The 23,691-nt window shown below is 42.2% G+C and carries 14 protein-coding genes; 7 read left to right on the forward strand and 7 right to left on the reverse strand.

Annotation, left to right across the window (positions count from 1 at the left end):
• Complete coding sequence (locus GTQ43_RS01020) at nt 1–747, reverse strand: ferritin-like domain-containing protein (RefSeq protein ID WP_265269895.1); 747 nt, start codon at nt 745–747, stop codon at nt 1–3.
• A gap of 282 nt (nt 748–1,029) precedes the next feature.
• Here GTQ43_RS01020 and GTQ43_RS01025 point away from each other — a divergent pair, with 282 nt between their 5' ends.
• Complete coding sequence (locus GTQ43_RS01025; protein WP_265269896.1) at nt 1,030–1,596, forward strand: thermonuclease family protein; 567 nt, start codon at nt 1,030–1,032, stop codon at nt 1,594–1,596.
• A 74-nt stretch (nt 1,597–1,670) separates the two neighbouring features.
• Here GTQ43_RS01025 and GTQ43_RS01030 read toward each other — a convergent pair whose 3' ends face one another.
• A complete protein-coding gene (locus GTQ43_RS01030) occupies nt 1,671–2,558 on the reverse strand; it encodes a carbohydrate ABC transporter permease (protein WP_265269897.1) in 888 nt (295 codons plus the stop codon).
• Between the two features lie 25 nt (nt 2,559–2,583).
• On the opposite strand from GTQ43_RS01030, the gene purN reads away from it, so the two are divergent.
• A complete protein-coding gene (gene purN / locus GTQ43_RS01035; protein WP_265269898.1) occupies nt 2,584–3,240 on the forward strand; it encodes a phosphoribosylglycinamide formyltransferase in 657 nt (218 codons plus the stop codon).
• A gap of 304 nt (nt 3,241–3,544) precedes the next feature.
• On the opposite strand, the gene GTQ43_RS01040 is transcribed toward purN, so the two are convergent.
• Together GTQ43_RS01040 and GTQ43_RS01045 are read right to left on the reverse strand one after the other, a co-directional pair.
• Nucleotides 3,545–3,847 carry an acylphosphatase gene (locus GTQ43_RS01040; RefSeq protein ID WP_265269899.1) on the reverse strand — a complete coding sequence of 101 codons (303 nt, stop codon included), beginning with the start codon at nt 3,845–3,847 and terminating at the stop codon, nt 3,545–3,547.
• Nucleotides 3,848–3,983: 136 nt separating this feature from the next.
• On the reverse strand, nt 3,984–4,733 hold the full coding sequence (locus GTQ43_RS01045) for an SDR family NAD(P)-dependent oxidoreductase (protein WP_265269900.1): 750 nt from the start codon (nt 4,731–4,733) through the stop codon (nt 3,984–3,986).
• A gap of 507 nt (nt 4,734–5,240) precedes the next feature.
• On the opposite strand from GTQ43_RS01045, the gene GTQ43_RS01050 reads away from it, so the two are divergent.
• Together GTQ43_RS01050 and GTQ43_RS01055 are read left to right on the forward strand one after the other, a co-directional pair.
• On the forward strand, nt 5,241–6,260 hold the full coding sequence (locus GTQ43_RS01050; protein WP_265269901.1) for an Npun_R2821/Npun_R2822 family protein: 1,020 nt from the start codon (nt 5,241–5,243) through the stop codon (nt 6,258–6,260).
• A 64-nt stretch (nt 6,261–6,324) separates the two neighbouring features.
• A complete protein-coding gene (locus tag GTQ43_RS01055; RefSeq protein WP_265269902.1) occupies nt 6,325–7,272 on the forward strand; it encodes a glycosyltransferase family 2 protein in 948 nt (315 codons plus the stop codon).
• 768 nt (nt 7,273–8,040) lie between these two features.
• Here the strand turns inward: GTQ43_RS01055 and GTQ43_RS01060 are convergent.
• Nucleotides 8,041–9,393, reverse strand: coding sequence for a calcium-binding protein (locus tag GTQ43_RS01060; protein ID WP_265269903.1), 1,353 nt, complete (start codon nt 9,391–9,393; stop codon nt 8,041–8,043).
• A gap of 917 nt (nt 9,394–10,310) precedes the next feature.
• Here GTQ43_RS01060 and GTQ43_RS01065 point away from each other — a divergent pair.
• The 3 genes from GTQ43_RS01065 (at nt 10,311) to GTQ43_RS01075 (ending at nt 16,958) form a co-directional block, all read left to right on the forward strand.
• A complete protein-coding gene (locus GTQ43_RS01065; protein ID WP_265269904.1) occupies nt 10,311–10,790 on the forward strand; it encodes a hypothetical protein in 480 nt (159 codons plus the stop codon).
• A gap of 418 nt (nt 10,791–11,208) precedes the next feature.
• Nucleotides 11,209–11,673, forward strand: coding sequence for a hypothetical protein (locus GTQ43_RS01070; RefSeq protein ID WP_265269905.1), 465 nt, complete (start codon nt 11,209–11,211; stop codon nt 11,671–11,673).
• A gap of 686 nt (nt 11,674–12,359) precedes the next feature.
• Nucleotides 12,360–16,958, forward strand: a complete 4,599-nt coding sequence (locus GTQ43_RS01075; RefSeq protein WP_265269906.1) for a PAS domain-containing protein — start codon at nt 12,360–12,362, stop codon at nt 16,956–16,958.
• A 56-nt stretch (nt 16,959–17,014) separates the two neighbouring features.
• Here the strand turns inward: GTQ43_RS01075 and GTQ43_RS01080 are convergent, their stop codons facing one another.
• Entirely contained in the window at nt 17,015–17,362 is a 348-nt protein-coding gene (locus GTQ43_RS01080) for a four helix bundle protein (RefSeq protein WP_265269908.1), read from the reverse strand.
• Nucleotides 17,363–17,443: 81 nt separating this feature from the next.
• Nucleotides 17,444–23,665 carry an AAA family ATPase gene (locus GTQ43_RS01085; RefSeq protein ID WP_265269910.1) on the reverse strand — a complete coding sequence of 2,074 codons (6,222 nt, stop codon included), beginning with the start codon at nt 23,663–23,665 and terminating at the stop codon, nt 17,444–17,446.
• Nucleotides 23,666–23,691 lie beyond the last annotated feature (26 nt).

A 23,691-nucleotide genomic window follows, 5' to 3' on the forward strand; every position in this document is an offset into this window, starting at 1 on the left:
TTACGTAGCGAGCAACTCAGAATCGATTTCTGACGGCGCACTATCTTGGACTAGCGATCGCGTTTCACCATTACGCTGAAGGATACCACCAACCATTGCTAACAAAGCATTTACTTTCCGAGTTCGCCACATATCTACAAGTTTTTCCACTTTGGTAGGAGACATCCGTCGCATCATCGCTTCGTAAAGATAAGCCGCGTGTGTAGTTTCATCTTGGGCAATACAAAGCATTCCTAACTTTAAGTTACGAGCCGTTGAATCGTTATCAGGTAATACTTTCGCCATTCGCACAAAGTCTTTACTAGCATCTAACTCAAGAATATATGTGCTAGCCATAAACACATCCCAGTCAATAACAGCAGGTTTTAGCTGTTCTTGGGTGTAGCCTTCAAAAAAGGCTGCAAAAAAGGGACTACGCTGCTGTTGCGATTTGCTTGGGGATGGAGTTTGGGGTTGACGCTTGAAATCTATAACTTGTTTATTCATTTGTTGTAAGGCGTGGGCAAAAATTTGACCATGCTTAGTCTCATCTGATGCATGTTTTGCCAGTTTTTCGGCTAGCCATGTATCGCCTTCGGCTGCGGAGCGATCGCTAAGTGCGGATAAAAAGGGCACAGAACCAGATTCAGCAAAATAAAACCCTGCCAGGATGTTGGGACGGGTTTTTAAATCACGAATTTGAGCAGCAGAGTAATAGGCAAAGGCTCCTGAGCCAGCTAAATGCAAAATGTGAGTTAAGAAGTTCATCAAAAACTACCGTTGATAATTAGAAGGTTACAATTCTTATACTAATCTGCATTTTCTATTCGGTTGCCGCAGTGGTCTGTCGAACCCATTTTGACGGTTGGAGAGACGCGATAAATCGCCGTCTCTACAGAAAATTTATTCGTCAATTATTTCTTGACAGACTACTAGAGGTTCTCACGATTTGGAATTTTTGGATTGTCTGTGGCAGTATGTCAAAGATTAACAAATATATTTGGTCATTTTGCTAATATCATCCCACAGAGGTAATGTAGGTAAGTTTGGATGAAGAAATTAACTAAACCAGTACGATTTTGGCTTTGTGCAACTATCATCTTTTTCGGTTTGATAGGTTGCGATCGCTTTAATGCTAATTCTGGAGAACCAGTTGAGCGTGTGAGTGATGGCGATACCATAGTAGTGAAAGATACCAATGGTAAAAATTTTACCGTGCGCTTTGCTTGTGTAGATGCGCCAGAAATAGCCCATACCAACAAAGAAAAGCAGAGTAAACGCACTAGCGATCGCAATCAATTTAATTGGGGTGTGAAAGCTCAAGAACGGGTGCAACAACTGGTGCAACAAGGACGCGATCGCGTGACTCTAAATATCACAGATAGCGATCGCTATGGACGCAAAATTGCCGAAGTCCGTTTACAAAATGGCACTTTTGTGCAGCAGGTCTTGTTACAAGAAGGGTTGGCAAAAGTGTATCGTCCTTATTTAAATAAGTGTCCTAGCAAAGACTTAGTTCAACAAGCCGAAGCTGAGGCAAAGGAACAACGCCTTGGTGTTTGGAGTGATGCTAAATTTGTTAACCCTTGGGAATATCGCAGCCTATCGAAAAAGTAGAAACTCTAGCTATTTCTTTTTTACCATTGCATATTTGCGGAATAATTTAGCAACTTCCAAAATTCCCCCTGTCCCTACTCCTCTCTCCAAGTTTGCAGTTGCAAATAAACCAGTACCAACGTCACTGCTAGTAAAACCGTCGCGGCGGCAGCGGCATAACCAAAATCAAATTGACCAAAAGCCTCTTCGTAAATGTAGTAAACCAGCAAATTAGTCGAATTCAGAGGGCCTCCGCCAGTCATCACAAAAACTTGCTCAAAACTCCGTAATGTAAAAATTGCAGTAGTGATGATTGCAAATATCACAGTTGGGCGCAATCCAGGCAGAGTAATATACCAAAACTGTTGCCAAGCATTTGCTCCATCCAAATCTGCGGCTTCATAACGACTAGGAGGAATGGCTTGCAACCCTGCTAAAAAAACTACCATATTGAAACCCAGTTGTTTCCAAATACTCATTAAAATAATTACTGGCATTGCCCAAAATGTATCTCCTAACCAAGGTATAGCTGCAATACTAAAAAAATTTAAAAGTCCGTTCACTGGCCCTGATATTTGAAACAGCCAGCGAAATCCTAAACCAGCTGCCACAAGTGAGATAATTGAAGGTAGAAAATAGGCACTCCGTAGAATGCCGCGCAAGGGAATGGAACGGTTTAATAGCACTGCCAATCCCAAGGAGATAACTAAACTGGGAACGATAGTCGCAACAGTAAAATAAAAGGTGTTACCCAGAACTTGCCAGAAATCGGGGTTGAGTAGCAAGCGCCAATAATTTTTTAAGCCTATCCAATAAGTCCCTTTTAAGGTAAAACTCCCAGCCGTGAAGCTGAGATAAAACAAATAAGCGATCGGCCAAACGATAAAAACACCCAGTAAAATTAGGGCTGGTGTGAGAAAAGTCCAGGCGGCTACTGTATCATTATCCAACCACGACTTAGTAGTATACATTTTTTTTGGCATCTATAATTTTCTCTCTTAGCTGTTTATGACCCTCCGCCCTGATTCTACCCTTAGCTTGGTTTCTCCTAGCGCTAGCGATATTTGCCAACAAGTCACCCCTTTAAAACTGGGAATTATGGCTTCTGGAAATGGCAGCAATTTTGATGTAGTTGCCCAAGCTATCCAAGATGGACAGCTAAATGCCCAAATTCAAGTTTTAATTTATAACAACCCTTCGGCGAAAGCAGCCGTAAGAGCAGCTAATAGAGGTGTAGAAGCTGTTTTGTTAAATCATCGCAACTATAAAATTCGTGAAGAGTTGGATGAGAAAATTGTGCAGACATTGCACTACTATGATGTAGAGTGGGTGATTTTGGCGGGTTGGATGCGATTATTAACATCAGTTTTCATTGATGCTTTTCCTGAGAGGATTATTAATATCCATCCTAGTTTGTTACCTAGTTTCAAGGGAATCCATGCAGTAGAACAAGCTTTAGCCGCTGGAGTAAAAATCACTGGTTGTACAGCACATCTAGCTTGTTTAGAAATGGACAGTGGCCCAATATTGATGCAAGCCGCAGTGCCAGTATTGCCGGATGATACAGCAGAAACACTCCATGCTAGAATTCAAATTCAGGAACATCGAATTTTACCATTAGCGATCGCTCTGGCAGCTTCTTCCTCATCACTTAACTTAAGCTGAATTTAGAACACCGACTTCTTTAGAGGATGTTTTAAAAGTGGTTGGCTGTAATTTTAGGCACTTGTTGATCCCCCCTAACCCACGCCAGTCGCTCCACTACAGCGCTTCGCGCATCCTGCGGCGGGGGAGACCCCAAGACCGCGCTGACTCCCCTTAAAAAAGGGGAAGAATCAAAGTCCCCCTTTTTTAAGGGGGATTTAGGGGGATCTAAAACTTTTTGCTACCGACCAGAAGCTTTGTTTGAATATCTTATTTTCTCATCAGATGTTACAGTTTCTGCTAAGAAGGCAAAACAATTAACTCCCTACTCAACCCGCTTAACTTCAAATCCCTGCAACCCTTCGGGTACTTCATACTCAACCACAACATCTTTAACCACAGCAGAGGGCGGCCCAGAAAAACACCAGCGCACCATGTTATCTACAACCTCTTGCGCCCCTTCAAAGACTGCTTCTACTCGATTATCAGGGAGATTTCGTACCCAACCAGTTAATCCCAACTGCCTAGCAGTATCTACAGTGGAATAGCGATAGCCGACTCCTTGGACTCGGCCAGAAATGAATACATGGGCGCGGATAATCTTTGGCAGGGCTTTAAAATTCTGCATACACTGGTCTAATCTTTACGATTCCAGTCTACCTAGTTTGTGTATAGACAGTCTGTTTTTAACTCCAACTAGCGAAATTAATTACAGTCATCGTCCTGTACTGGCGATCGCAATTATCCCACTCTTCAGGAATTATTTAGTGTTCTTGTCCCGTTGGTCTGATCAGGATTTCGTTGACATTGACGCGCGACGGCTGGGTAACAGCGTAAACGATCGCAGCAGCAATGTCTTCGCTATGCAGAGGTGTAATTGCTCTGCGCCGTTCCTCGATGCGTTGTTTAGCGATGGGATCAGTAATTTGGTTGTCAATTTCTGTATCCACTAAACCTGGTTCGATAATGGTGACGCGGATATTGTCTTTGTGGACTTCTTGGCGCAATGCTTCTGAGAGGGCATTGACACCCCATTTAGTGGCATTATAAACACCAATACCCGCCCGCGCTGTCCGTCCAGCCACTGAAGAGATATTGACTATATGCCCCGATTTTTGCGCCTTAAACAGAGGCAAAACAGCATGAATAGCATATAGCAGACCTAGTACATTAAGATCAAACGATCGCCGCCAGTCGGAGCTATTTCCAGCTTCAATAGTTCCGAGTAAGGCAATTCCGGCATTATTCACCAGGATATCGACCCTTCCCAATTCTGCATTAGCCTTTGCCACCAAGTTATTTACCTGGTCTTCATCAGTCACATCGGTGACAATGGGCAATGCCTTGCCACCACTAGCTTCTATACGTTCTGTCAATGCCTGAATGCGATCGCCACGCCTAGCAGCCAATACTACTGTCGCTCCAACTGAAGCCAATGCGATCGCAGTTGCTTCACCAATTCCTGCTGAAGCTCCAGTGATAATTGCTACTTGTCCTTGTAATTTCCCTGTCATTTATTTAACTCCTTAGTGATTGGGCATTTTTAGTTATCAGATATTTGATAGAGTATCCGAGTAATCTTAATTCCCAACTTCTTCGGCTGTATTTAATAAAGTACTGTAACTTGATAGAACTACTGTATCTTGTACTATTTAGCAAATTATCATAGACAACTCTAAGAAGCAAGCTCTAGAGGTTCTAGTATAAGCAATAACTCAAAAAGCACATCGCTGGAGGCTGGAAACTTGTAGGAATAGTTACAGGTTTATTGGCTAATGGTGCTTGGGGAGTAAGAACCGCCGGTTTGCTGAAATTATTCTCTAAAAGGCAATTGTTCAACTAAAGCCGTAAGTAAGCGAAACGTTAGCGCAATCCAAACTGATCAAAATTGCTTCCTCCCGGGTCTCAGCAAAAAGCGTAAAGATGTGTATATTATTAATTATTTGGGAATAATAGCTCAGAAAATAACGATAATATTATCTGCGTTGCTCAGTAACTAAAGATAAAAAGGATTTATCATAATGGATTCTTTCGGTATTTACACCCTTGCCAATGATGTGGTGTTTGACCAGTTAGTAGCTTTGCTAAACAGCATTGAGGTGAATGTTAGCGCAGATATTCCCATTTGTATTATTCCATACGATGATCGATTAGACCTAGTTAGGCAAGAAGTTAATGCTCGCAAGAATGTAATTCTGTTTGATGATTGGCAGGTAATTCAACGTTGGGAAGAATTTGCTCATCAGGTTTGGGCTGCTCATTCTAAGGAAAAAGAGACAAAACTATCACGTTCTGGTTGGTACAAAAGTCATTTACAAAGAAAGTTTGTTGCCTTTGAGGGTATTTTTGATAAATTTGTATTTTATGATGGTGATAGCTTGGCGATGAAGCCAGTCAATGATGTAATTGACAAGTTAGAAACATCCGATTTTATTTTTGATGATTGGGAACACCTTAAGCATGAAGCTGTTGCAGCATTGAATATTTCAGTGATAGAACAAACTGGACTATATACAGAAGCTGATATACGTTCTAAGCTGCATTGCTCTAGCTTTTTTGGTTCTAAGCGAGGATTATTTACTATTAAAGAAATTGAAATAATGAAGGAGCAATTAATTAAGCAGAAAGAAGTTGAATGGATTAATGGATATGGATGGTGGGATGATTCTTTTTTGTTTAACTATATGACCTTACGCTGCGATCGCCCACTTTTTAACTTTACACTTAGTCCTAATGGCGAAGATAGAACAGGTAACTGTGCCAATGCAGATCCCTTCGTCAATATTAATAATGTTCTTTACAATCAAGATGGCTTAAAACCAATTCATCGCATCCATTATATGAGCTATTCTGCTCGTGACTTTGCCTACTTATGCAAAGGTAAATATGTTAATATCTGTTATGCGAATGAGTTTTTACACTATCGCTTTCTCAAACAGCCAGAACAAAGACCAAAAGAGCTAAGACCACTGAATATAGTTGCCAAAACTCATAATCTTTTCAATAAAACAATAAATAAAATTCAAAGAACTCTCCGCTAAATATAGTTTTATTGGCGATGTATTAAATTAACAATTAATATAATATTATTTTTTAGTATAAAATATGCCTAAGATTACTGTCTGCGTTCCTACTTTTAATCGTGTCCATCTTCTTCCTTATGCCATTGACAGTGTACTGAATCAGTCTGAGCAAGACTTTGAGCTAATTGTTTGTGATGACGGCTCTAGCGATCGCACGGCTGAATTAATGTCACAGTATACAGATGAACGGATTAAATATATTCGTCATGTAGAAAATATTGGTAAAAGTAATAATATGCGCTCTGGCTTTGATGCTGCCAGTGGTGAATATTTTATTAAATTTGATGACGACGATCGGCTAACACCCGATTTTCTTGCTAATACCGCAGCGATTCTTGCTCAAGACTCTAGCATTGATTTTGTTGGTACAGACCATTGGATAATTGATATTAATAATATCAGGGATGAGGCAAAAACTCAAGAAAATACTCATCGCTGGGGTAGGAAGAATTTACCAGCAGGTGTTGTAGATAATTTATTGGAAGTTGTCTTTGTTCAGCAAAGCTTTCAAGTTGGCGCTACATTATTTCGTCGTCAAACCTTGCAAGAATTAGGATTTATGCAGCCAAACCTGCAAAATTGCGAGGATAATGATTTATTTGTGCGTCTGGCTTTGGCTGGAAAAAAGGGTTATTATTTACCACAATTATTGATGGAATATCGCACTCATACAGAGCAGCAAGGTATCAGTCGAGCGATTCCTTATTTATTTGATAAAATGCGGTATTTAGAAAGTTATAAGTTTGATTCTGAAAAACTAGAGACAATTAGAAAAAACCGTCTCACTGAAACGCAGTTATTATTAGGTTTGCGTTTAATTGAAAAGGGTGAAACGCAAAAAGGTAGAGAGTTAGTTTTGGCGGGACAGTCTTATTCAACTACTAAAGCTTGGACTGGTTTAGGATTATCGTTGTTACCAGTTGGATTGCGAGGTAAGGTGTTTAATGCACTGCGACAAGTGCGGGGTTAGGCTACCCCTATGAACAGAAATATTAGGTAATATTCCTGGCATTCAAATATTAAAGCTATCAAGGTAAAAAAATAATATTTGTATGAATAAAATAAATATACCTTTATATAGGAATCATATTTTATTTCTGAAAAAACTCAGTGCAACTTAAAAAGGCTTCTTCCTAGGCTGTTAACTTTGATAGTTTTTAGGGTTTTTTATTTTTGTGTCATTGCAAGCGGAGCGAAGCAATCGTCTGGGATTGTTTCGCTCCGCTCGCAATGACATATATTTTGCATGACTTTTTAACTCCTAAAAAGGCACAGAGTCAACAGCCTAGTACCACAGGGCGGAATTAAAAATTAAAAATTAAAAATTAAAAACGAATACAGCATGAGGGTTTCATTGATTTGGAATGGGTGGTTTATTTCCGCCGCACTGTACTAGCCTCTTCCCTACTCCCTACCTACGCAAATAATTTCATAAATCAAATCGGATTGCTATATACTCTACTGAGGGAAATAAAAATCAGTAGAGTATTTTTGTGGGAGTGTGATTTCAAGGAATAGCCGCTAATAAGAGCGTCTGTACTTGTTGCTAGACTATTAACTTTGTGGGTAAGTGGTTCTAAGAGGTTGTTTGAAAAGTATTTGGCTGTTATTTTAGGCACTTAGAGATCCCCCCCAGCCCCCCTTAAAAAGGGTGAAGAATCTAAGTCCCCCTTTTTAAGGGGGATTTAGGGGGATCTGAAATGTTTTGCTACCAATGAGAGGACTTTTCAAACAGCCTCTAAGCATGAGGCAGAACGCCAAGAAATGCGATTTGTTCAACATTCAAGACATTGAGGACGAACCCATCGCGTTTAATGGTGTAATTGTCGGAACTGCCGGTGATGGTGTAATCACTTTTGAAGTCGGGCAGAATTAGCTTGTTCCATCCCGAACCACCATCAATGGTGGCATTACCGTAACCAACATCAAATATGTCGTTTCCACATCCACCTTTAATTAAGACATTGGCAATATCGCCCCCTTGGTTTGAAACGGGATTACCGTTAGCATCAATTCGACGAGCTTTGAAGTAATCGTTACCGCTTCCGCCATCAATAGTGCCGCCTTGAATACCAATACTGGTGCCATAGCCAGCAAGGGTATCATCTCCAGCCCCTCCACAGATAATGCCATTAGTATTAAGAAAACCTATGCCTTGACTAATCCCAGTACCGATGATGGTATCGTTGCCATCGCCTAAACTGATGATACCACTGTTAACAATACCCATACCTACACCAGGTGGAACCACCCCAAACCCAAACACAAGGAGACTGTCATCCCCTGCACCGCCTGTACCCGTGCCAGAAAGGAAGTCGTTTCCCTGCCCTGTACTAATTACGCTACCCTTGCTGTTGGAAATACCTATACCATTCCCCGCAGGGAGATTACGACCAGGAGAAGGATCTGTTTCTCCATTACCGCCCTTGCCGATACCAGTAATAGAATCGTTTCCAAAGCCTCCACTAATCACGCTGCCATCACTGTTGAAGATGCCTGTACCATCCACATCCTCTCCATAAGAAACATTCTTACCAGTTCCCTCGATAAAGTCGTTCCCGTAACCTCCATCAATGCGGCTATGCTGAGTGTTAGAGATTCCTATACCATTACCAGTTCCTTCTATAGAGTCGTTCCCGCAACCTCCATTAATGTGGCTATACTGGGTATTATTGATACCTTTAGTGATACCTACTCCCAACCCGTCACTTCCGGTTCCGGTTCCCTTGATCAAATCATTTCCGTCTTCTCCATTAATGTAGCCACTCTGAGTATTGGAGATCCCTGTACCCGGTAGAAAGCTTCTATACCAGAAACCACCATTGCCAGTGCCAGAGATAGTATCGTCTCCCCTCCCTGCATTGATGATGCCACTGTTGGCAATGCCAGTGCCAGTGCTTGCGTCAAAGCCGTCGCTGAAGCCAGTGCCAGTACCAGAGATAGTGTCGTTACCGCCTCTAGTATCAATGACTCCCTTTTTTAAAACCTCAATTCCAATTGCGGGATAATATCCATTATCTTCAAGACCAGTCACCAGATCCGAACCAGAGGTGCCGATGAGTGAGGGAGAAGAAACAATTAATCTGGACATAATATTATTTTCCTTAATAGAGTGCGATCGAGTTTTAATCCCTGAAAGTCTTGTTTGTTATATTCAGTTTTCTTTCAATCAGAATTGTCTAAGTTGAGACTTTTTCTGCTCAGGAGTTCGCAGAGTAAAAACTAGAAAGTTCTAGATATTACTTCTGTTGGCTAACGAATTATTCCTCGCGATCTTAAATTAATACCACTCAATATTCCTCGAATGTAATTCCTGTATGAAATTACATTTTAGCTAAAGCAGTATCAAGAAAATATCAGAGTCGAGAAAATTACGTGCTTCTATATTTTCCCCTATTCCTAACTACAATTTACTTGAATAATATGGTTATTGAGCGAGACTAAGAGGATATTTTAAAAGGGTATTCTATTTTTAAGTGCCAGGGCAGGAGAAAATTTCAGTGTATGGCTAAAACCTGGATTTTCTCTTACAGTTGCTTGGCTAGAAGTCAGAAAGCAAAAATTATACCCTTCGGGGCTTTTAAAACATCCTCTCAGAGTGTTGACTACGAAAAGTAATCTGTGATTTGAAACTTGGAAACAAGAAGAATTTAGATAACCCGATAAAAATTAAATACCGAAAGTTTACTTAGATGTCTATACTTGCATAAATATCTTCACATAATCTTTATGTTTTTGACTAAAAAATGTATATGCAAGTACTGAGCTTGATGTATTCTTTATATTTTTTCTTTGATGTTTACTACCATACTTGACATGAACACGAAAGGAAAACAGATAATTATCTCATATTAAATTAACGTATTTATGACAAACGTATGACAAAAGTATGACTAAATCTTTTTGTTGAATAAGTTGTTAAAATCAGGAAATTAAAGAAACTTATTTAGATGTATACTTGTTATTGATTTTTGACAACTAAGACTCATCCATTAGGATGTTTATTATATGAATCAACTTTTTTCTAAGAGCTTATTGGGGTTAGCAGGTATATCATTTTTGCTTTGCTTGTCTCAATCAGCAATGGCGCTTGTACGCAGTGATGTTGCTATTATCGTCAATAGTGGCTCTACCAATACGATTGGGTATCGGATTTATGTATCACCAACTGGAGAAGTTAATTATGTTGATGGTCAAGGGTCTCATCAAGGTAAATTGCCCAAAAAGTTGACAAAAGAGTTTTTCCACGACGTGAAGATTGCTGAACCTTTATCTAATTTGCCAGTAAAACTTGGTTGTGCTAAATCTGTTTCTTTTGGTACAACAACTACTATTAAATTAGCCGATCAACAGTCGCAAGATATCAGTTGTCCTGGCAATGGGAAAGCTCAACAGTTAGATAATGACGTGATTGCAATTGCAAAAGCTTTAAACGTAGTTAATGTGCCTAAGAGCCAAGGAAAACCACTGCCACCCCAGAACTTTTAGTTGATTCATCGATTTACACCTAAGAGGTTGTTTGAAAAGTAGTTGGCTGTAATTTTAGGCACTTATTGATCCCCCCTAACCCCCCTTAAAAAAGGGGGGAACCGGAATCAAAGTCCCCCTTAAAAAAGGGGGGAACCGGAATCAAAGTCCCCTTAAAAAGGGGGATTTAGGGGGATCTAAAACTTTTTGCTACCGATAAGAGGACTTTTCAAACATCCTCTAAAATAAGTTGCAGTTGCTTATAGAAAGTAAATTTAAGAGAGGCAACTGCAATAGAGGATTAAAATAATTCGTAATACTTCTCTACGAGACGCTGCGCGAACGACTTCGCTCAGTACAAGTTCGTAATGACGCTCTCTACGAGACACAAAAAGCGAGTCCGCGTTCGCTTTTTGCGTCGCTAACGTAATTCGTAATTATGTTTTGTGACGAGGATTTAAACCCCTCGCGCCCAGACCGTCCCAGCTTATTATTGTGGATAGCACCTTTACGAGCAGAAGAGGGACATGGCAAACAGAAAGGATATGACGCGATTACCAATAACACCAACCAAATTGACCCCGTGACTCAAAGTTATTTATTCATGGATAAGCAAAACCATCTACGTTTGCCAATAGTCCGTAAGCTTGGTAGTTTCTCGCTCCCAACAAATTCATCACAAACTAACTTCCTGGCTGAATATGCCTTGCATAACCTGTCAGATGCCGATTTTGTTTTATCAATTCCGGCTGTTACGACTGTTCAAGACCAATTTAGAGTGTTCCAAAAAATAAATGATCCAAAACCCGTCATTGCGAGCGAAGCGAAGCAATCACAGCCCTTGGGATTGCTTCGCTTCGCTCACAATGACAATTGGGTATTTTTTTACTTGGAGTACTCTTAAAGCGATCGCTCCCCAGTTTGGCTATAATCCTACAGATGCAACACATATCCCTTGATTACGAAAAAGTCAAGCCAAATATTTGTTTTAAAGACCCAGCAACAGCACAATAGGCAGGTTTCCGTGCGCCCAAGTGATAAAGCACAATTTGAACTCCCAATTATTCCCAATCCAAATTGGAATATTCTAAGAAGCGATAAAGTTCATAGGTTAATAGTCATTGTCAGCCACACAAATCCCTTTACATTTTATCCCGTTTGTAGCGGTGCGCTGACAATAAGAACAGAGAATTTTTTCCTTCTCTGTTTCTTGATTTATCTTTATACTATTGTTTAACGGAATAAAGTCCTTTTCGCTCTGGAATTTTAAAGTCATGAGAATGGAGTAATTTCTTATAGTTTAACAGCCAAAAATCTGAGTTTTTCAATCACACCTAATCTGCCAATATATTGATCGTTGCATAAGTGTAATTTTTGGCGATGACGATCGCATTTTATCGAGTATTGGTAGCAGATGGATATTCAAATGCAAATCATACCCGATCTTTACTTTCCCCAGAGTCATCAAACAGAGGATATGGTAAAATCTTCACATAGGTGAGGATTTTAGCGCTATTGAAAAAATAGTAATCTCTCTATGATAATCTGCGGAATGTGGGCTTTAACTCTATCCGCTCAATCAATTTCACGATGTCTCAGCAACAGCGCACCCTCTTAATTGTCGATGATTCCCCAGAAGATCGAGAACTTTATCGGCGATATTTGCTGCGCGATCGCGAATATTCTTATACTTTCCTAGAAGCAACCCTGGGACAGCAAGGGCTAGAACTTTGGCAGCAACATCAACCCGATGCAATTCTACTGGATTATCGACTGCCTGATCTAGACGGATTAGAATTTCTGGCTAAATTGCAACTCTCAACTCAACAGCCCTGCCTACCTGTGATTGTGATTACGGGGCAGGGCAATGAGGCGATCGCAGTTCAGGCAATGAAAGCGGGGGCACAAGATTATATTGTCAAAGAGCAAATTACCCCTGGAGGGCTGCAAATAGCGGTCAATGGGGCGATTGAAACAGTGCGGCTACGCACTCAACTGCAACAGCGGATTGAACGAGAACGCGTAGTCTCACATATTACCCAGCAAATTCACCAATCCCTAAATCTGGATGAAATTCTCCAGACAACTGTAGCCGAAGTCCGGCAGTTTCTCCACACCGATCGCGTCCTGATTTTTCGGTTAAAACCTAATGGGGATGGCATAGTAATCGCAGAATCGGTTGGGACAGAGTGGCGATCGCTCCTCTCCTCTACTATCAACGATCCCTGCCTCGCCCAGAGCTACCTCGCATCGAATCGACCGGAAACTGTCAGCTACGATCCCGCCTTTGTCGAAAATTATATCGAACGCTATCGTCAAGGTTATGTAAGTGCGATATTTGATATTCAGAATAGCAGTATTGACTCATGTCATGCTGAATTATTGGCTCAGTTTCAAGTCAAAGCTAATCTGGTTGTACCAATTCTTCAAGATAATCAATTTTGGGGATTGCTGATAGCTCATCATTGTGCCTCCACTCGATCGTGGCAGCCCTTAGAGATTGACTTGCTCAAAGAATTGGCAACTCAGATGAGTATCGCCTTGCGACAAGCAGAACTATATCAACAAGCACAGCATGAATTAAAGGAACGCCAACAGGCAGAAGCAGAACTCCGCCAAAGCCAAGAAAGGCTGCGATTGGCACTGTCAGCCTCACGGATGGGAACGTGGAACTGGAACATTCAGACAGGAAAAATTTCTTGGTCGAATAACCTGGAAGCCTTATTTGGAATGGAACCAGGAGAATTTGACGGCTCATTTGAGATGTTTGTAGCGCGATTGCACCAAGACGATCGCGATCGCGTACTAGCAGCCGTTGAGCGTGCTGTCGCCACCAAAGAAGATTATGACATCGAATTTCGGGTAGTCTATCCTAACGGTACGATTCGCTGGGCACTCAGCCAAGGCAAGGTTTTCTACAACCAAGACGGGCAACCGATTCAGATGGCGGGGATTGATTTAGATATTACCGAACGCAAAAGGTCAGCCGAAATTTTACGGGAAAGTGAAGAACGTTTTCGGCAACTCGCAGAAAATATTGATGCGGTGTTCTGGATCAGAGAAGTATCCGAAAATCGAGTCAGTTATGTTAGTCCTGCATATCAACGACTATGGGGATTGAACCGACAGGAATTGTATCAAGGACAACAAGCATGGGTCGATCGCATTCATCCAGAGGATCGAGAATCAACCCAGAGAGCGTTTGAGGAAAAAGCGATCGCAGGTCAATTCGATGAAGAATACCGCATTATCTTAACTGATGGTAGTATTCGCTGGGTTCGCGATCGCTGTTTTCCCCTTCGAGATGAAACAGGAGAGATTTATCGATTTGCCGGGATTGCCGAAGACATTAGCGAACGGCAAGCCGCGCTACGCGAACGCAAACGCTCTTTCGCAGCTCTGCAAGAGAGCGAAGAACGTTTCCGCACCTCGGTTGAAAATATGCTGGACTGCTTCGGGGTATACCGTGCTATACGGAATGAGCAGGGACAGATTATCGATTTTGTGACTGAATATGTCAATGATGCGGCTTGTCTCAACAATCAAATGACTTATAAACAGCAGATTGGGCAGGGGTTGTGTGAATTACTACCAGGGCATCGTGAAAGTGGATTGTTTGATGAATATTGCCAGGTAGTAGAAACAGGACAACCGCTGATTAAAGACAGTTTAGTTTATGAAGATGATTATGGAGAACAACGCTTAGTTAGAGCCTTTGATATCCGCGTAGCTAAATTTGGAGACGGATTTGTTGCCACTTGGCGAGATATCACCGTTCGCCAACAAACCGAAGAAGCCTTGCGCCAGAGTGAAGAATTTAAGAACCGCATTTTAGAAAGCAGTTCTGACTGCATCAAAGTATTAAGCCTTGAAGGGCGGCTGCTGTACATGAACACAGGCGGACTGTGTTTAATGGAAATTGACGACTTAAATTCCCATCTCAATACTGAATGGCTCTGTTTCTGGGGAGGCAGCTATCGGCAACAGGCAGAGGAGGCACTCGCTGCCGCTAAAACAGGTGAAGTCAGAATTTTTCGCGGATACTGCCCAACTGTAAAAGGCACTGCCAAATGGTGGGAAGTGGTTGTTAGCCCGATTCTGGATGCTTTTGGGCAGATGGAACGAATCTTATTGATTTCACGAGACATTACCGAGCGCAAAAAGACAGAACTCCTATTGCAGGAGAGCGAAGCCCGGTTGAAGCTAGCATATAAAGCTACGCGATCGGGAGTATGGGATTGGGACATTACCCGCAACAGCGCTCATGTCTCTGAAGAGTACTGCAATCTCTTCGGGTTTGACCCAACCACAGAAGAAGTCAGCTTTGAAGACTGGTTAAGCCGCTTGCACCCAGGCGATCGCACCTCAGCCAATGAAATAGTGAGTCGTACTATTCAGCAACAGCAAGAGTACTATGAAACTGATTACCGCATTTTACACCCTGATGGCATTCGCTGGTTAGCAGCTAGAGCTAAGGTTTTCTATGATGCTGTGGGCAATGGGGTAAGGATGCTGGGCAACGTGCAAGATATCACCGATCGCAAACAGGTAGAGGAAGAATTAAGACAAAGTGAAGAACGCTACCGCTACTTAGCAGAGGCGATTCCGCAACTTGTTTGGACTTGTAATGCCAGTGGTTCGTGCGATTACGCAAATCAACGATTGTGTGACTATACCGGATTGAGCTTTGAAGAGATTTTAGGGCGGGGTTGGTTATCAGCCGTTCATCCAGACGATAGACAAGCGGCTCAATCTATGTGGAATAATGCTGTGGATCGTGGCAGTAGCTATCGCCACGAATACCGCTTTCAAAGAGCTTCTGATAGCAGCTACCGTTGGCATTTGGTACTGGGACTGCCGCTAAAAGACCAACAGAGACAGGTAGTGAAATGGTTTGGCACCTGCACAGATATTCACGATCAAAAGGAACTAGAAGTTGAACGCAATCGCCTACTTGCCCAAGAGCAAGCAGCCAGAGCCGAAGCCGAACGCGCCAATCGGATCAAAGATGAGTTTTTGGCCGTTCTCTCCCACGAATTGCGATCGCCTCTCAACCCCATTTTAGGCTGGACAAAGCTGTTGCAAACCCGCAAATTTAATGAAACCAAAACGGCTGAAGCTTTAGCTACCATTGAACGTAATGCCAAACTGCAAACTCAATTAATTGATGATTTGCTCGACGTAGCCAAGATTCTGCGCGGTAAACTCAGCATCGATGCTACTCCTGTAAATCTGGCATCCGTGATTGAATCTGCGATCGACACAGTAAGTACAGCAGCCATTGCCAAATCAATTCTGTTGCATCCAGTACTGCCAAATATTGGGCAAGTCTCTGGAGATTCTAATCGCTTGCAACAAATCGTTTGGAACTTACTTTCTAACGCTATCAAATTTACACCCAAAGGCGGACAGGTAGAAATTCGACTACAGCGAGTAGACGATCAAGCACACATAATTGTCCGTGACACTGGCAAAGGCATTAACCATGAATTTCTCCCGTATATTTTTGAATCATTTCGTCAAGAAGATGTTTCAATTACTCGCAAGTATGGCGGGTTAGGATTGGGGTTAGCGATCGTCCGGCAGTTAGTTGAAGCTCACGGCGGCACAATCGCGGCTGACAGTGCGGGTGTTGGCTTGGGAGCCACCTTTACAGTCCAGTTGCCACTGCTGAATATTGAACCGGAAATTAAGCAGATAGATGAGTTGTCACAACCAGCACTTGAACTCACGGCGATTCGAGTCCTTGCAGTCGATGATGATTCCGATGCCCGTGAGCTATTAACCGTATTGCTTGGTGAATACGGAGCTACAGTTTTGACTGTTGCTTCTGCGGCAGAAGTATTGGCAAACCTGGAGTCCTTTCAACCCGATGTATTAGTTAGTGATATTGGGATGCCCGAAGTTGATGGCTATAACCTGATTCAACATATCCGAACTTTACCACCCGAAAAAGGCGGACAAATTCCAGCGATCGCGTTGACTGCTTATGCTAGAGTTGATGATTACCAGCGAGCTATAACCAGTGGCTATCAACGGCACGTTACCAAGCCCCTCGATCCAGAAGAGTTAGTTCAAGCTGTGGTAGCACTCGCACAGATCAAGATGGGAGCAGGGGATGCAGGGGGAGCAGGGGAGGCAGGGGAGGCAGGGGAGGCAGGGGAGGCAGGGGGAGCAGGGGGAGATTAATGATTTCTTAACCAAGGGGATGGATTATTAATCATATTCACTAAACCTGATAAAACTTAGTTGTAACTTGCATAAACTTCTCTTCCTACTTCTACATTCATGTAGTTGCATTTGACAGCAAATTCAATCCAAGTTTGAGTTTCAGCGGCTTCAGCTTGTCTACGACACGCTCCGCGAACGCAATCATTTAATTTAGCGACAAAAGCCGCTTCATAACGTCGTTTTCTCCATGCTTCAGCTAAATTAGCACAAACAGAGCGTGAGGATCTACGAATTTGATCAGTTAACGAATATCTTTCCTCCACAGGGAACTTCTTTGATAGCTCAAAAATTTTCATTGCTGCTTCAAAAGCAATTTTATAAATCCCTAGCTCTTTATGATCTTTAATTGCTTCTTTATTCATTGTTTTACCTCCCCCTGCTCCCCCTGCTCCCCCTGCTCCCTGCCCCCTGCTCCCTGCCCCCTGCCCCCTGCCCCCTGCCCATCAAGATTGGTAAATTGGGATTATGACAATAAATGCGGCTCCCTGCCCTGGTTCAGAAACACACTGCAATGTACCTTTGTGTTTTTCAGCCACAATCTGATAACTAATAGAAAGTCCCATTCCTGTACCTTTGCCGACAGCTTTTGTTGTAAAGAATGGATCAAACAATCGTTGCTTGATATGAGGAGTAATTCCAGGGCCATTATCTGCGATTTTAATGACAACTTCTTTGCTTTCTACCAAAGAAGTGGAAATCGTAATGGTAGGAGTTAAAATTTGGTTTTGAGTGTTAGCTTCTTCTAGCGCATCAATGGCATTGCTCAAAAGATTCATAAACACTTGGTTGAGTTGTCCGGCATAACACTCGACTAACGGTAACTCCCCATAATCTTTGACAATTTCAATATTAGGAGAGTCAGATTTCACTTTTAGCCGATGTTGCAGAATCATCAGTGTGCTATCAATACCCTCATGGATGTTGACTTCTTTCATCTCGGCTTCGTCCATGCGGGAGAAAGTGCGTAGAGAAACAACAATTTTTTGAATGCGTTCGGCTCCAACTCGCATGGAAAACATAAGTTTGGGTAAATCTTCTAGCAAAAACTCCAAATCCATCGCCTCGACTTCTTCTTGAATCTCAGAATGGGGGATTGGGTAATGTTTCTGATAAAGTTCCAGCAGTCTGAGAATGTTTTTGGTGTATTCATTCGCGTGGCTAAGATTACCAAAAATAAAGTTGACTGGGTTGTTGATTTCATGGGCAACACCCGCCACCAATTGCCCCAAGCCTGACATTTTCTCAGCTTGAATCATCTGCATTTGGGTCTGCTGGAGTGTTTGCAGGGTTTGCTCTAGTTCTACTGTGCGTTGGTTCAATTGACCTTCGGCGCGTTTGCGATCGCTAATATCAAAGGTTGTACCAATAATCCGGTAAACCCGCCCGTCGGCATTCTTGAGTGGCTTGAAGTTGACAAACCACCAAGTTTCCTGTTCACCAATAATAAAGCAATCCTCAAAATAAAGGGGTATTCCCGTTCTGGCGCACTCAACAAACCTTTGTTGTATAACCTTACCCTCGACTGGCCCAAACACTTCAATGGGCGTTTTACCTATGACATCAGTACTAAGAATTCCAGCCACTTGTTCTGAAGCAATGTTCCATCCGGCATAATGAAAGAGATGATCGTCTAACACATCCACAACAAAGATGATCATTTCTGCTCCGTTGTAGATGCTGCTGAGAAACTGCTCTTTCTCTTGTAGTTGTTGCTCTGCCAGTTTGCGATCGGCAATATCACTCAAAACCCCATCCCACACAATCGAGCCATCGGCTTGCAGTTCTGGTCGAGAGGCACATTGAATCCATTTGATCTTGCCTGAAGCAGTCACAATTCGCCACTCGTGACTAAAAGGCGTTAACATTCGAGCCGAATCAGCAATTAAATGTTCTAGGGTTGAGCGATCCTCTGGATGGGTCATAAGGTAAAGGTTGTGTGCCCCTGCCATTACAGCCTTTGGATCAACCTCATACAGGTCGTAGCAACCCGAACTGACGTAGGGTGTTGAGAAAGAACCATCGGTAGCCAGATGGAACTGGTGTACCATCCCAGGAACATTGTCAACCACCTTCTGAAAACGGGCTTCACTAGCACGCAGTTCTGCCAATGTTTTTTGTGCCTGTTCAAAAAGACGAGCATTTTGTAGGGAAATGGCGGACTGAGTACATAACAGGTTCAGCAGTTCAACGCGATCGCTAGTAAATGCCCCAGTCGTTAAGTTATTCTCCAAATAGAGAATACCTGTGAATTTACCCCGATAGAGAATCGGACTACACAGGATGCTTTTTGGCTGTTGGCTGAGAATGTAAGTATCGCTGGCAAAGGTTGGAGAAGTAGTCGCATCTGCCAACACCACAGGTTGTAAGCAATGTTTGACGTGATAAATCACTCTCAGAGGAATTTCCTCGCTTTCCTCCACTGGAATTCTTTGCAGAACGATGGGTTGAGTATTAGCGGTGACAGTCCCTTTAATTAGCAACCGTTCGTCCCGCAGCAGCATTAACACGCATTTTTCTGCCCCAGCATTTTCAATCACGATCTGAAGCAGCATCATTAGGAGTTTTTCTAATTCAATTTCACCAGAAAGAGTTTGAGAGGCTTTGAGAACGGTTGCCAGATCGAGCAACTCTGTAATACTGCTGGAGCTAGAGGTTTGAGTGGAACGAATAGATGGGGCAAAAATTGTGTCAGATGGCGTAAGTGACGGTTGCCGTTGTTGCACAATTGTAGCCAAAAGTTGAGGATATCGCTGTTCCAAATCGGTGACTTTGGCTTTAGCTCCCCAACGTGCGTAGCAGTAGTACGCTTCTTGCATATATGCTTGGGCAAGTTTTTCTTTGCCCCATTTGAGGTAGAATTTGGCTGCTAGTTCATTGCTTAATGCTTCTTCTTGAATATATGCATTTGCTTTGGCAGAAGCAATGGCGCGATCGTAGTAATCCATTGCTTCATACATCTGCCCCAATACCCGATATCGCTCTGCTTCAACCAAATAAAATTTGTGTAAATGGTTTTTAGGTGCATGATTTGCCCATTCTTTCAGCTTCTTTTGATTATCAACAACTTCCTGGGGCAAGCTATTATCTTCTCTACCTTGGGCATTAGGTAATATAGCAAGATGGGTTAATGAATCGTAAAAGTGAAACACCGGGATCATGAAACAGCCGGATACACCATTCAAATATTGTTTGGCATCAACTGCCACTTTTATCGCTTGCTCCCACTCATTGAAGAAGTAACAAAGAATGAGTTTATTGATATAGAGTGTTCCCATTGCATAAAGATCGTTAGCCTGTTGATGCTTAGGCAACATCATTTGTTCGTCATAGACTACACCTTCAATTTCCCAAGGATAGTTATTTTGTCCCAGTAAATTTAAGACGGATTGGTAAAAGACTCTCAGATAATTGTGAGCAACTTCCTGTTTAAGTTGAGCCAATGCCTGACTGTAAACCTTCATCTCTGATTCTAGGATTGACAAATCTTTTCCGAGAAAAAAGGACAGCGAACAGTAATTGTAGGCACTATAGGCAGCATATTCTAAAGTACCCGTCTCCACACCACTATGGTATCCGTCGAGCAGAGGAGCGAGTGAATCTTGAATATGATATTTCCAGGGCTTCACGAAGGGATAAACCATATTAATTGTGCTGGCTTTAAATTCTCTACTCTCGAAGCGTGATAGTAGTCCCATTGCCAGTTCACTAATGCGATCGCCTAAATCTATTTCTCCAATACCACACAGAATTACTCCATACCAAGCATAAGCCTGTGCTGATACCGCCGCATTACCATAAGCGACTGATAACCTCACCTGCTTGCACACAATTAACGGCAGTAATTCTGGAACCGCTTGATAGACTGCTGCTGTTACAGTCGCTAAAATTCTGATCTCTGCCAAAGCTTTCAAGTCTTTCATCTCAGGCAGTTCTAACAAATCTTCTAAATGTTTTTCTTTTAATACATCTTGAGTTTGTTGTAAACTCTCACTAATATCTGCGTTAGTCGGTTGCTCTGGAAACGACACTCCAAATAATTTCAAAGCAGAAAGAGCGGTTTTAATGGCTTTGGGCTGCTGACTCTGGGCTACGTCAGCCAAAATTCTCACTTCATAAACCTTCACTTTGTCTAGTAATTGACGAGCATGTTGCACTACCTCATCAACTACCTGCTCCATAAGTCTAAAGTCACCGCTCAGACATGCTACCTCTGCGGCTAAATCATGAAGGGACAGTGTTAAATCATAACATTGCTGCCAACAACTTGCCGTCAGTAGTTGTATGCCTTTAGTGGCGTATTCAATTGCTGCGACGTAAGCAGTTGCAGATTTTGCTTTTTGGGCAGCAACTAGATTTAGCTTTGCTAATCTCTCCCGTTCAGTTGCTAAAACAATTAAATCGGCTCCTTTATTTAATTGATTCACAATCTCAAAGATTTTTTCCTCTTTTTCCGTCTCGTTCATGACACCTAAAAGCAATCGCCCAATTTTTAAGTGCATCAGTTGCTTTTGATTATCGGGAATAAGCGAATAAGCAGCTTGCTGGACGCGATCGTGCAGAAATTTATAGAAAACAATCACTTTTTCATCAGTTAGTGCTGCTTGAATCTGTCCATTCTCCTCAATCAACAAGTCTGATTTTGACTGATAAAATTTATAAATATCATTGCTGGGAATCACTAACCCTTCTTGAAGGGCTTTCCACAAGTCAGTAGCAGTTTCAGTTTGAGACTTTTCCGAGACAATTGCCAGCATTGCTAAATCAAAAGAGTTACCAATGCACGCTGCGAGTTTCAGGACATTTTGAGTGGCAATTGGTAACTTCTGCAACTGCATTGCCATGAACTCTACCACGTCATCTCTAAGAGACAGCGATTGTACATAACTAATATCACACTGCCAATGCCCAACTTGAGGATCGAACTCAATGGCTCCCTCTTCATGTAGTGCCTTGAGAAACTGTGTGCTGAAAAATGGGTTTCCTTGGGTTTTTTGATAGACTAGCTCTGTTAAAGGCTGTGCGATCGCTGCTGGACATTGTAATGTATCTGTAACCAGCAAATTTAAACTTTCTTGACTTAAGGGAGTTAATGTGATTGTATTTACCGCAGTGCCAGCTTTCTTGATTTCTTCTAATGTCAATATCAATGGATGAGCGGGCGAAACCTCATTATCACGATATGCACCAATCAATAACATAAAGCCGCTTTCTCTCTGGCCGATCAATACCTGAATCAAGTTTAGTGATGCGGAATCTGCCCACTGTAAATCATCCAAAAACATTACCAAGGGATGGGTCACTGTGGTGAATACTTGAATAAATTTTTGGAATAACAGATTAAAACGGTTCTGGGAAGCACTACCTGAGAGTTCCACCACTGGGGATTGTTGTCCAATAATCTGCTCTAACTCAGGAATTACTTCAATAATTACTTGAGCATTTTCCCCCAAGGCTGTCAGAATCTTCTTCTTCCATTGCTTTAACTGGGTGTCACTTTCGCCTAATAACTGCCCCATCAAGTCACGGAAGGCTTGGACAAAGGCACTGAGGGGAATGTTACGGTTGAACTGGTCATACTTGCCTTTGATAAAGTAGCCTCGTTGTCGGACAATAGGCTTATGTACTTCATTCACCACCGCCGTTTTACCAATGCCGGAGAATCCCGCCACTAACATGAACTCCGACATCCCATTGGCAACCCGCTCGAATCCTTCTAGTAATATTTTAACTTCTTGCTCCCTGCCATAGAGTTTTTCTGGAATTGCAAAGCGATCGCTAACATCTCCACCTCCAATGGAGAAATGCTCAATCTTTCCTTTTTCATTGAGTTGTTCTATGCAGAGATGCAAATCATATTTTAGTCCTAACGCACTTTGGTAGCGATCTTCGGCATTCTTCGCCATCAGCTTGTGAACAATTTCTCCCACAACCAAAGGGATCTCAGAGTTGACATTGCACACATTAGGAGGAAGTTTTGCAATATGACAATGCACCAACTCCATCGGATCTTGAGAATCAAAAGGCACTTTTCCTGTCAGTAGCTCAAAGAAACTGACTCCCAATGAATAGAAATCACTGCGGTAGTCAATCCCCCGATTCATGCGTCCTGTCTGTTCCGGTGACAGATAAGCCAGAGTCCCTTCCAGGACATTGGGATTTTGGATTTCGGTAGTTTCTCTCGGTAATAAAGAAGAGATGCTGAAGTCTATCAGCTTTAAAACCTTGGTGTCTGGATGAATCAGGATATTAGCAGGTTTAATATCTTTATGAATCACCCGTTGTTGATGTAACTGGTGCAGAATATCTGTCAGTTGTAGGGCTATAATCAGAAATTGCTCTAAGTTTTGTGGCTGTTCTTTAGTAAATTGCCGTAGTGATATGCCACCAAAATCTTCCATGACCAAAGCATACCCATTATGATACGGTTCTAGAGTGTGGGGCTTAATAATCCCAGGAATATCTAAGTTTTTGGCAAGGGAATATTGGTTGCGAAACTGTAATAGTTCGCTGAAGGTGGGGTACTCCCGTTTTAAAAGCTTGATTACAACTGCTTGGTTATCTGCTTCTCTGACGGCGCGATACACGAGTGTGCGCGAACCTGAGTATAGTTGCTCTCTAATTTGGTAGCCTGTCAGTGTTACAGTTATATCTACTTTTGCGCTCATAACTTTTGCGGGGAGTTTCTCTAGTC

The organism is Nostoc sp. KVJ3 (assembly GCF_026127265.1).
Taxonomy (GTDB): domain Bacteria; phylum Cyanobacteriota; class Cyanobacteriia; order Cyanobacteriales; family Nostocaceae; genus Nostoc.

What these genes read in the sequence shown, in the direction of transcription:
- GTQ43_RS01030 (WP_265269897.1), bottom strand. Translation starts at nt 2,558, where the DNA reads ATGCCAAAAAAAATGTATACTACTAAGTCGTGGTTGGATAATGATACA.
- GTQ43_RS01050 (WP_265269901.1), top strand. Translation starts at nt 5,241, where the DNA reads ATGGATTCTTTCGGTATTTACACCCTTGCCAATGATGTGGTGTTTGAC.
- GTQ43_RS01070 (WP_265269905.1), top strand. Translation starts at nt 11,209, where the DNA reads ATGTTTTGTGACGAGGATTTAAACCCCTCGCGCCCAGACCGTCCCAGC.
- GTQ43_RS01075 (WP_265269906.1), top strand. Translation starts at nt 12,360, where the DNA reads ATGTCTCAGCAACAGCGCACCCTCTTAATTGTCGATGATTCCCCAGAA.
- GTQ43_RS01085 (WP_265269910.1), bottom strand. Translation starts at nt 23,665, where the DNA reads ATGAGCGCAAAAGTAGATATAACTGTAACACTGACAGGCTACCAAATT.
- GTQ43_RS01055 (WP_265269902.1), top strand. Translation starts at nt 6,325, where the DNA reads ATGCCTAAGATTACTGTCTGCGTTCCTACTTTTAATCGTGTCCATCTT.
- GTQ43_RS01065 (WP_265269904.1), top strand. Translation starts at nt 10,311, where the DNA reads ATGAATCAACTTTTTTCTAAGAGCTTATTGGGGTTAGCAGGTATATCA.
- GTQ43_RS01025 (WP_265269896.1), top strand. Translation starts at nt 1,030, where the DNA reads ATGAAGAAATTAACTAAACCAGTACGATTTTGGCTTTGTGCAACTATC.
- purN (WP_265269898.1), top strand. Translation starts at nt 2,584, where the DNA reads ATGACCCTCCGCCCTGATTCTACCCTTAGCTTGGTTTCTCCTAGCGCT.
- GTQ43_RS01080 (WP_265269908.1), bottom strand. Translation starts at nt 17,362, where the DNA reads ATGAATAAAGAAGCAATTAAAGATCATAAAGAGCTAGGGATTTATAAA.
- GTQ43_RS01040 (WP_265269899.1), bottom strand. Translation starts at nt 3,847, where the DNA reads ATGCAGAATTTTAAAGCCCTGCCAAAGATTATCCGCGCCCATGTATTC.
- GTQ43_RS01060 (WP_265269903.1), bottom strand. Translation starts at nt 9,393, where the DNA reads ATGTCCAGATTAATTGTTTCTTCTCCCTCACTCATCGGCACCTCTGGT.
- GTQ43_RS01020 (WP_265269895.1), bottom strand. Translation starts at nt 747, where the DNA reads ATGAACTTCTTAACTCACATTTTGCATTTAGCTGGCTCAGGAGCCTTT.
- GTQ43_RS01045 (WP_265269900.1), bottom strand. Translation starts at nt 4,733, where the DNA reads ATGACAGGGAAATTACAAGGACAAGTAGCAATTATCACTGGAGCTTCA.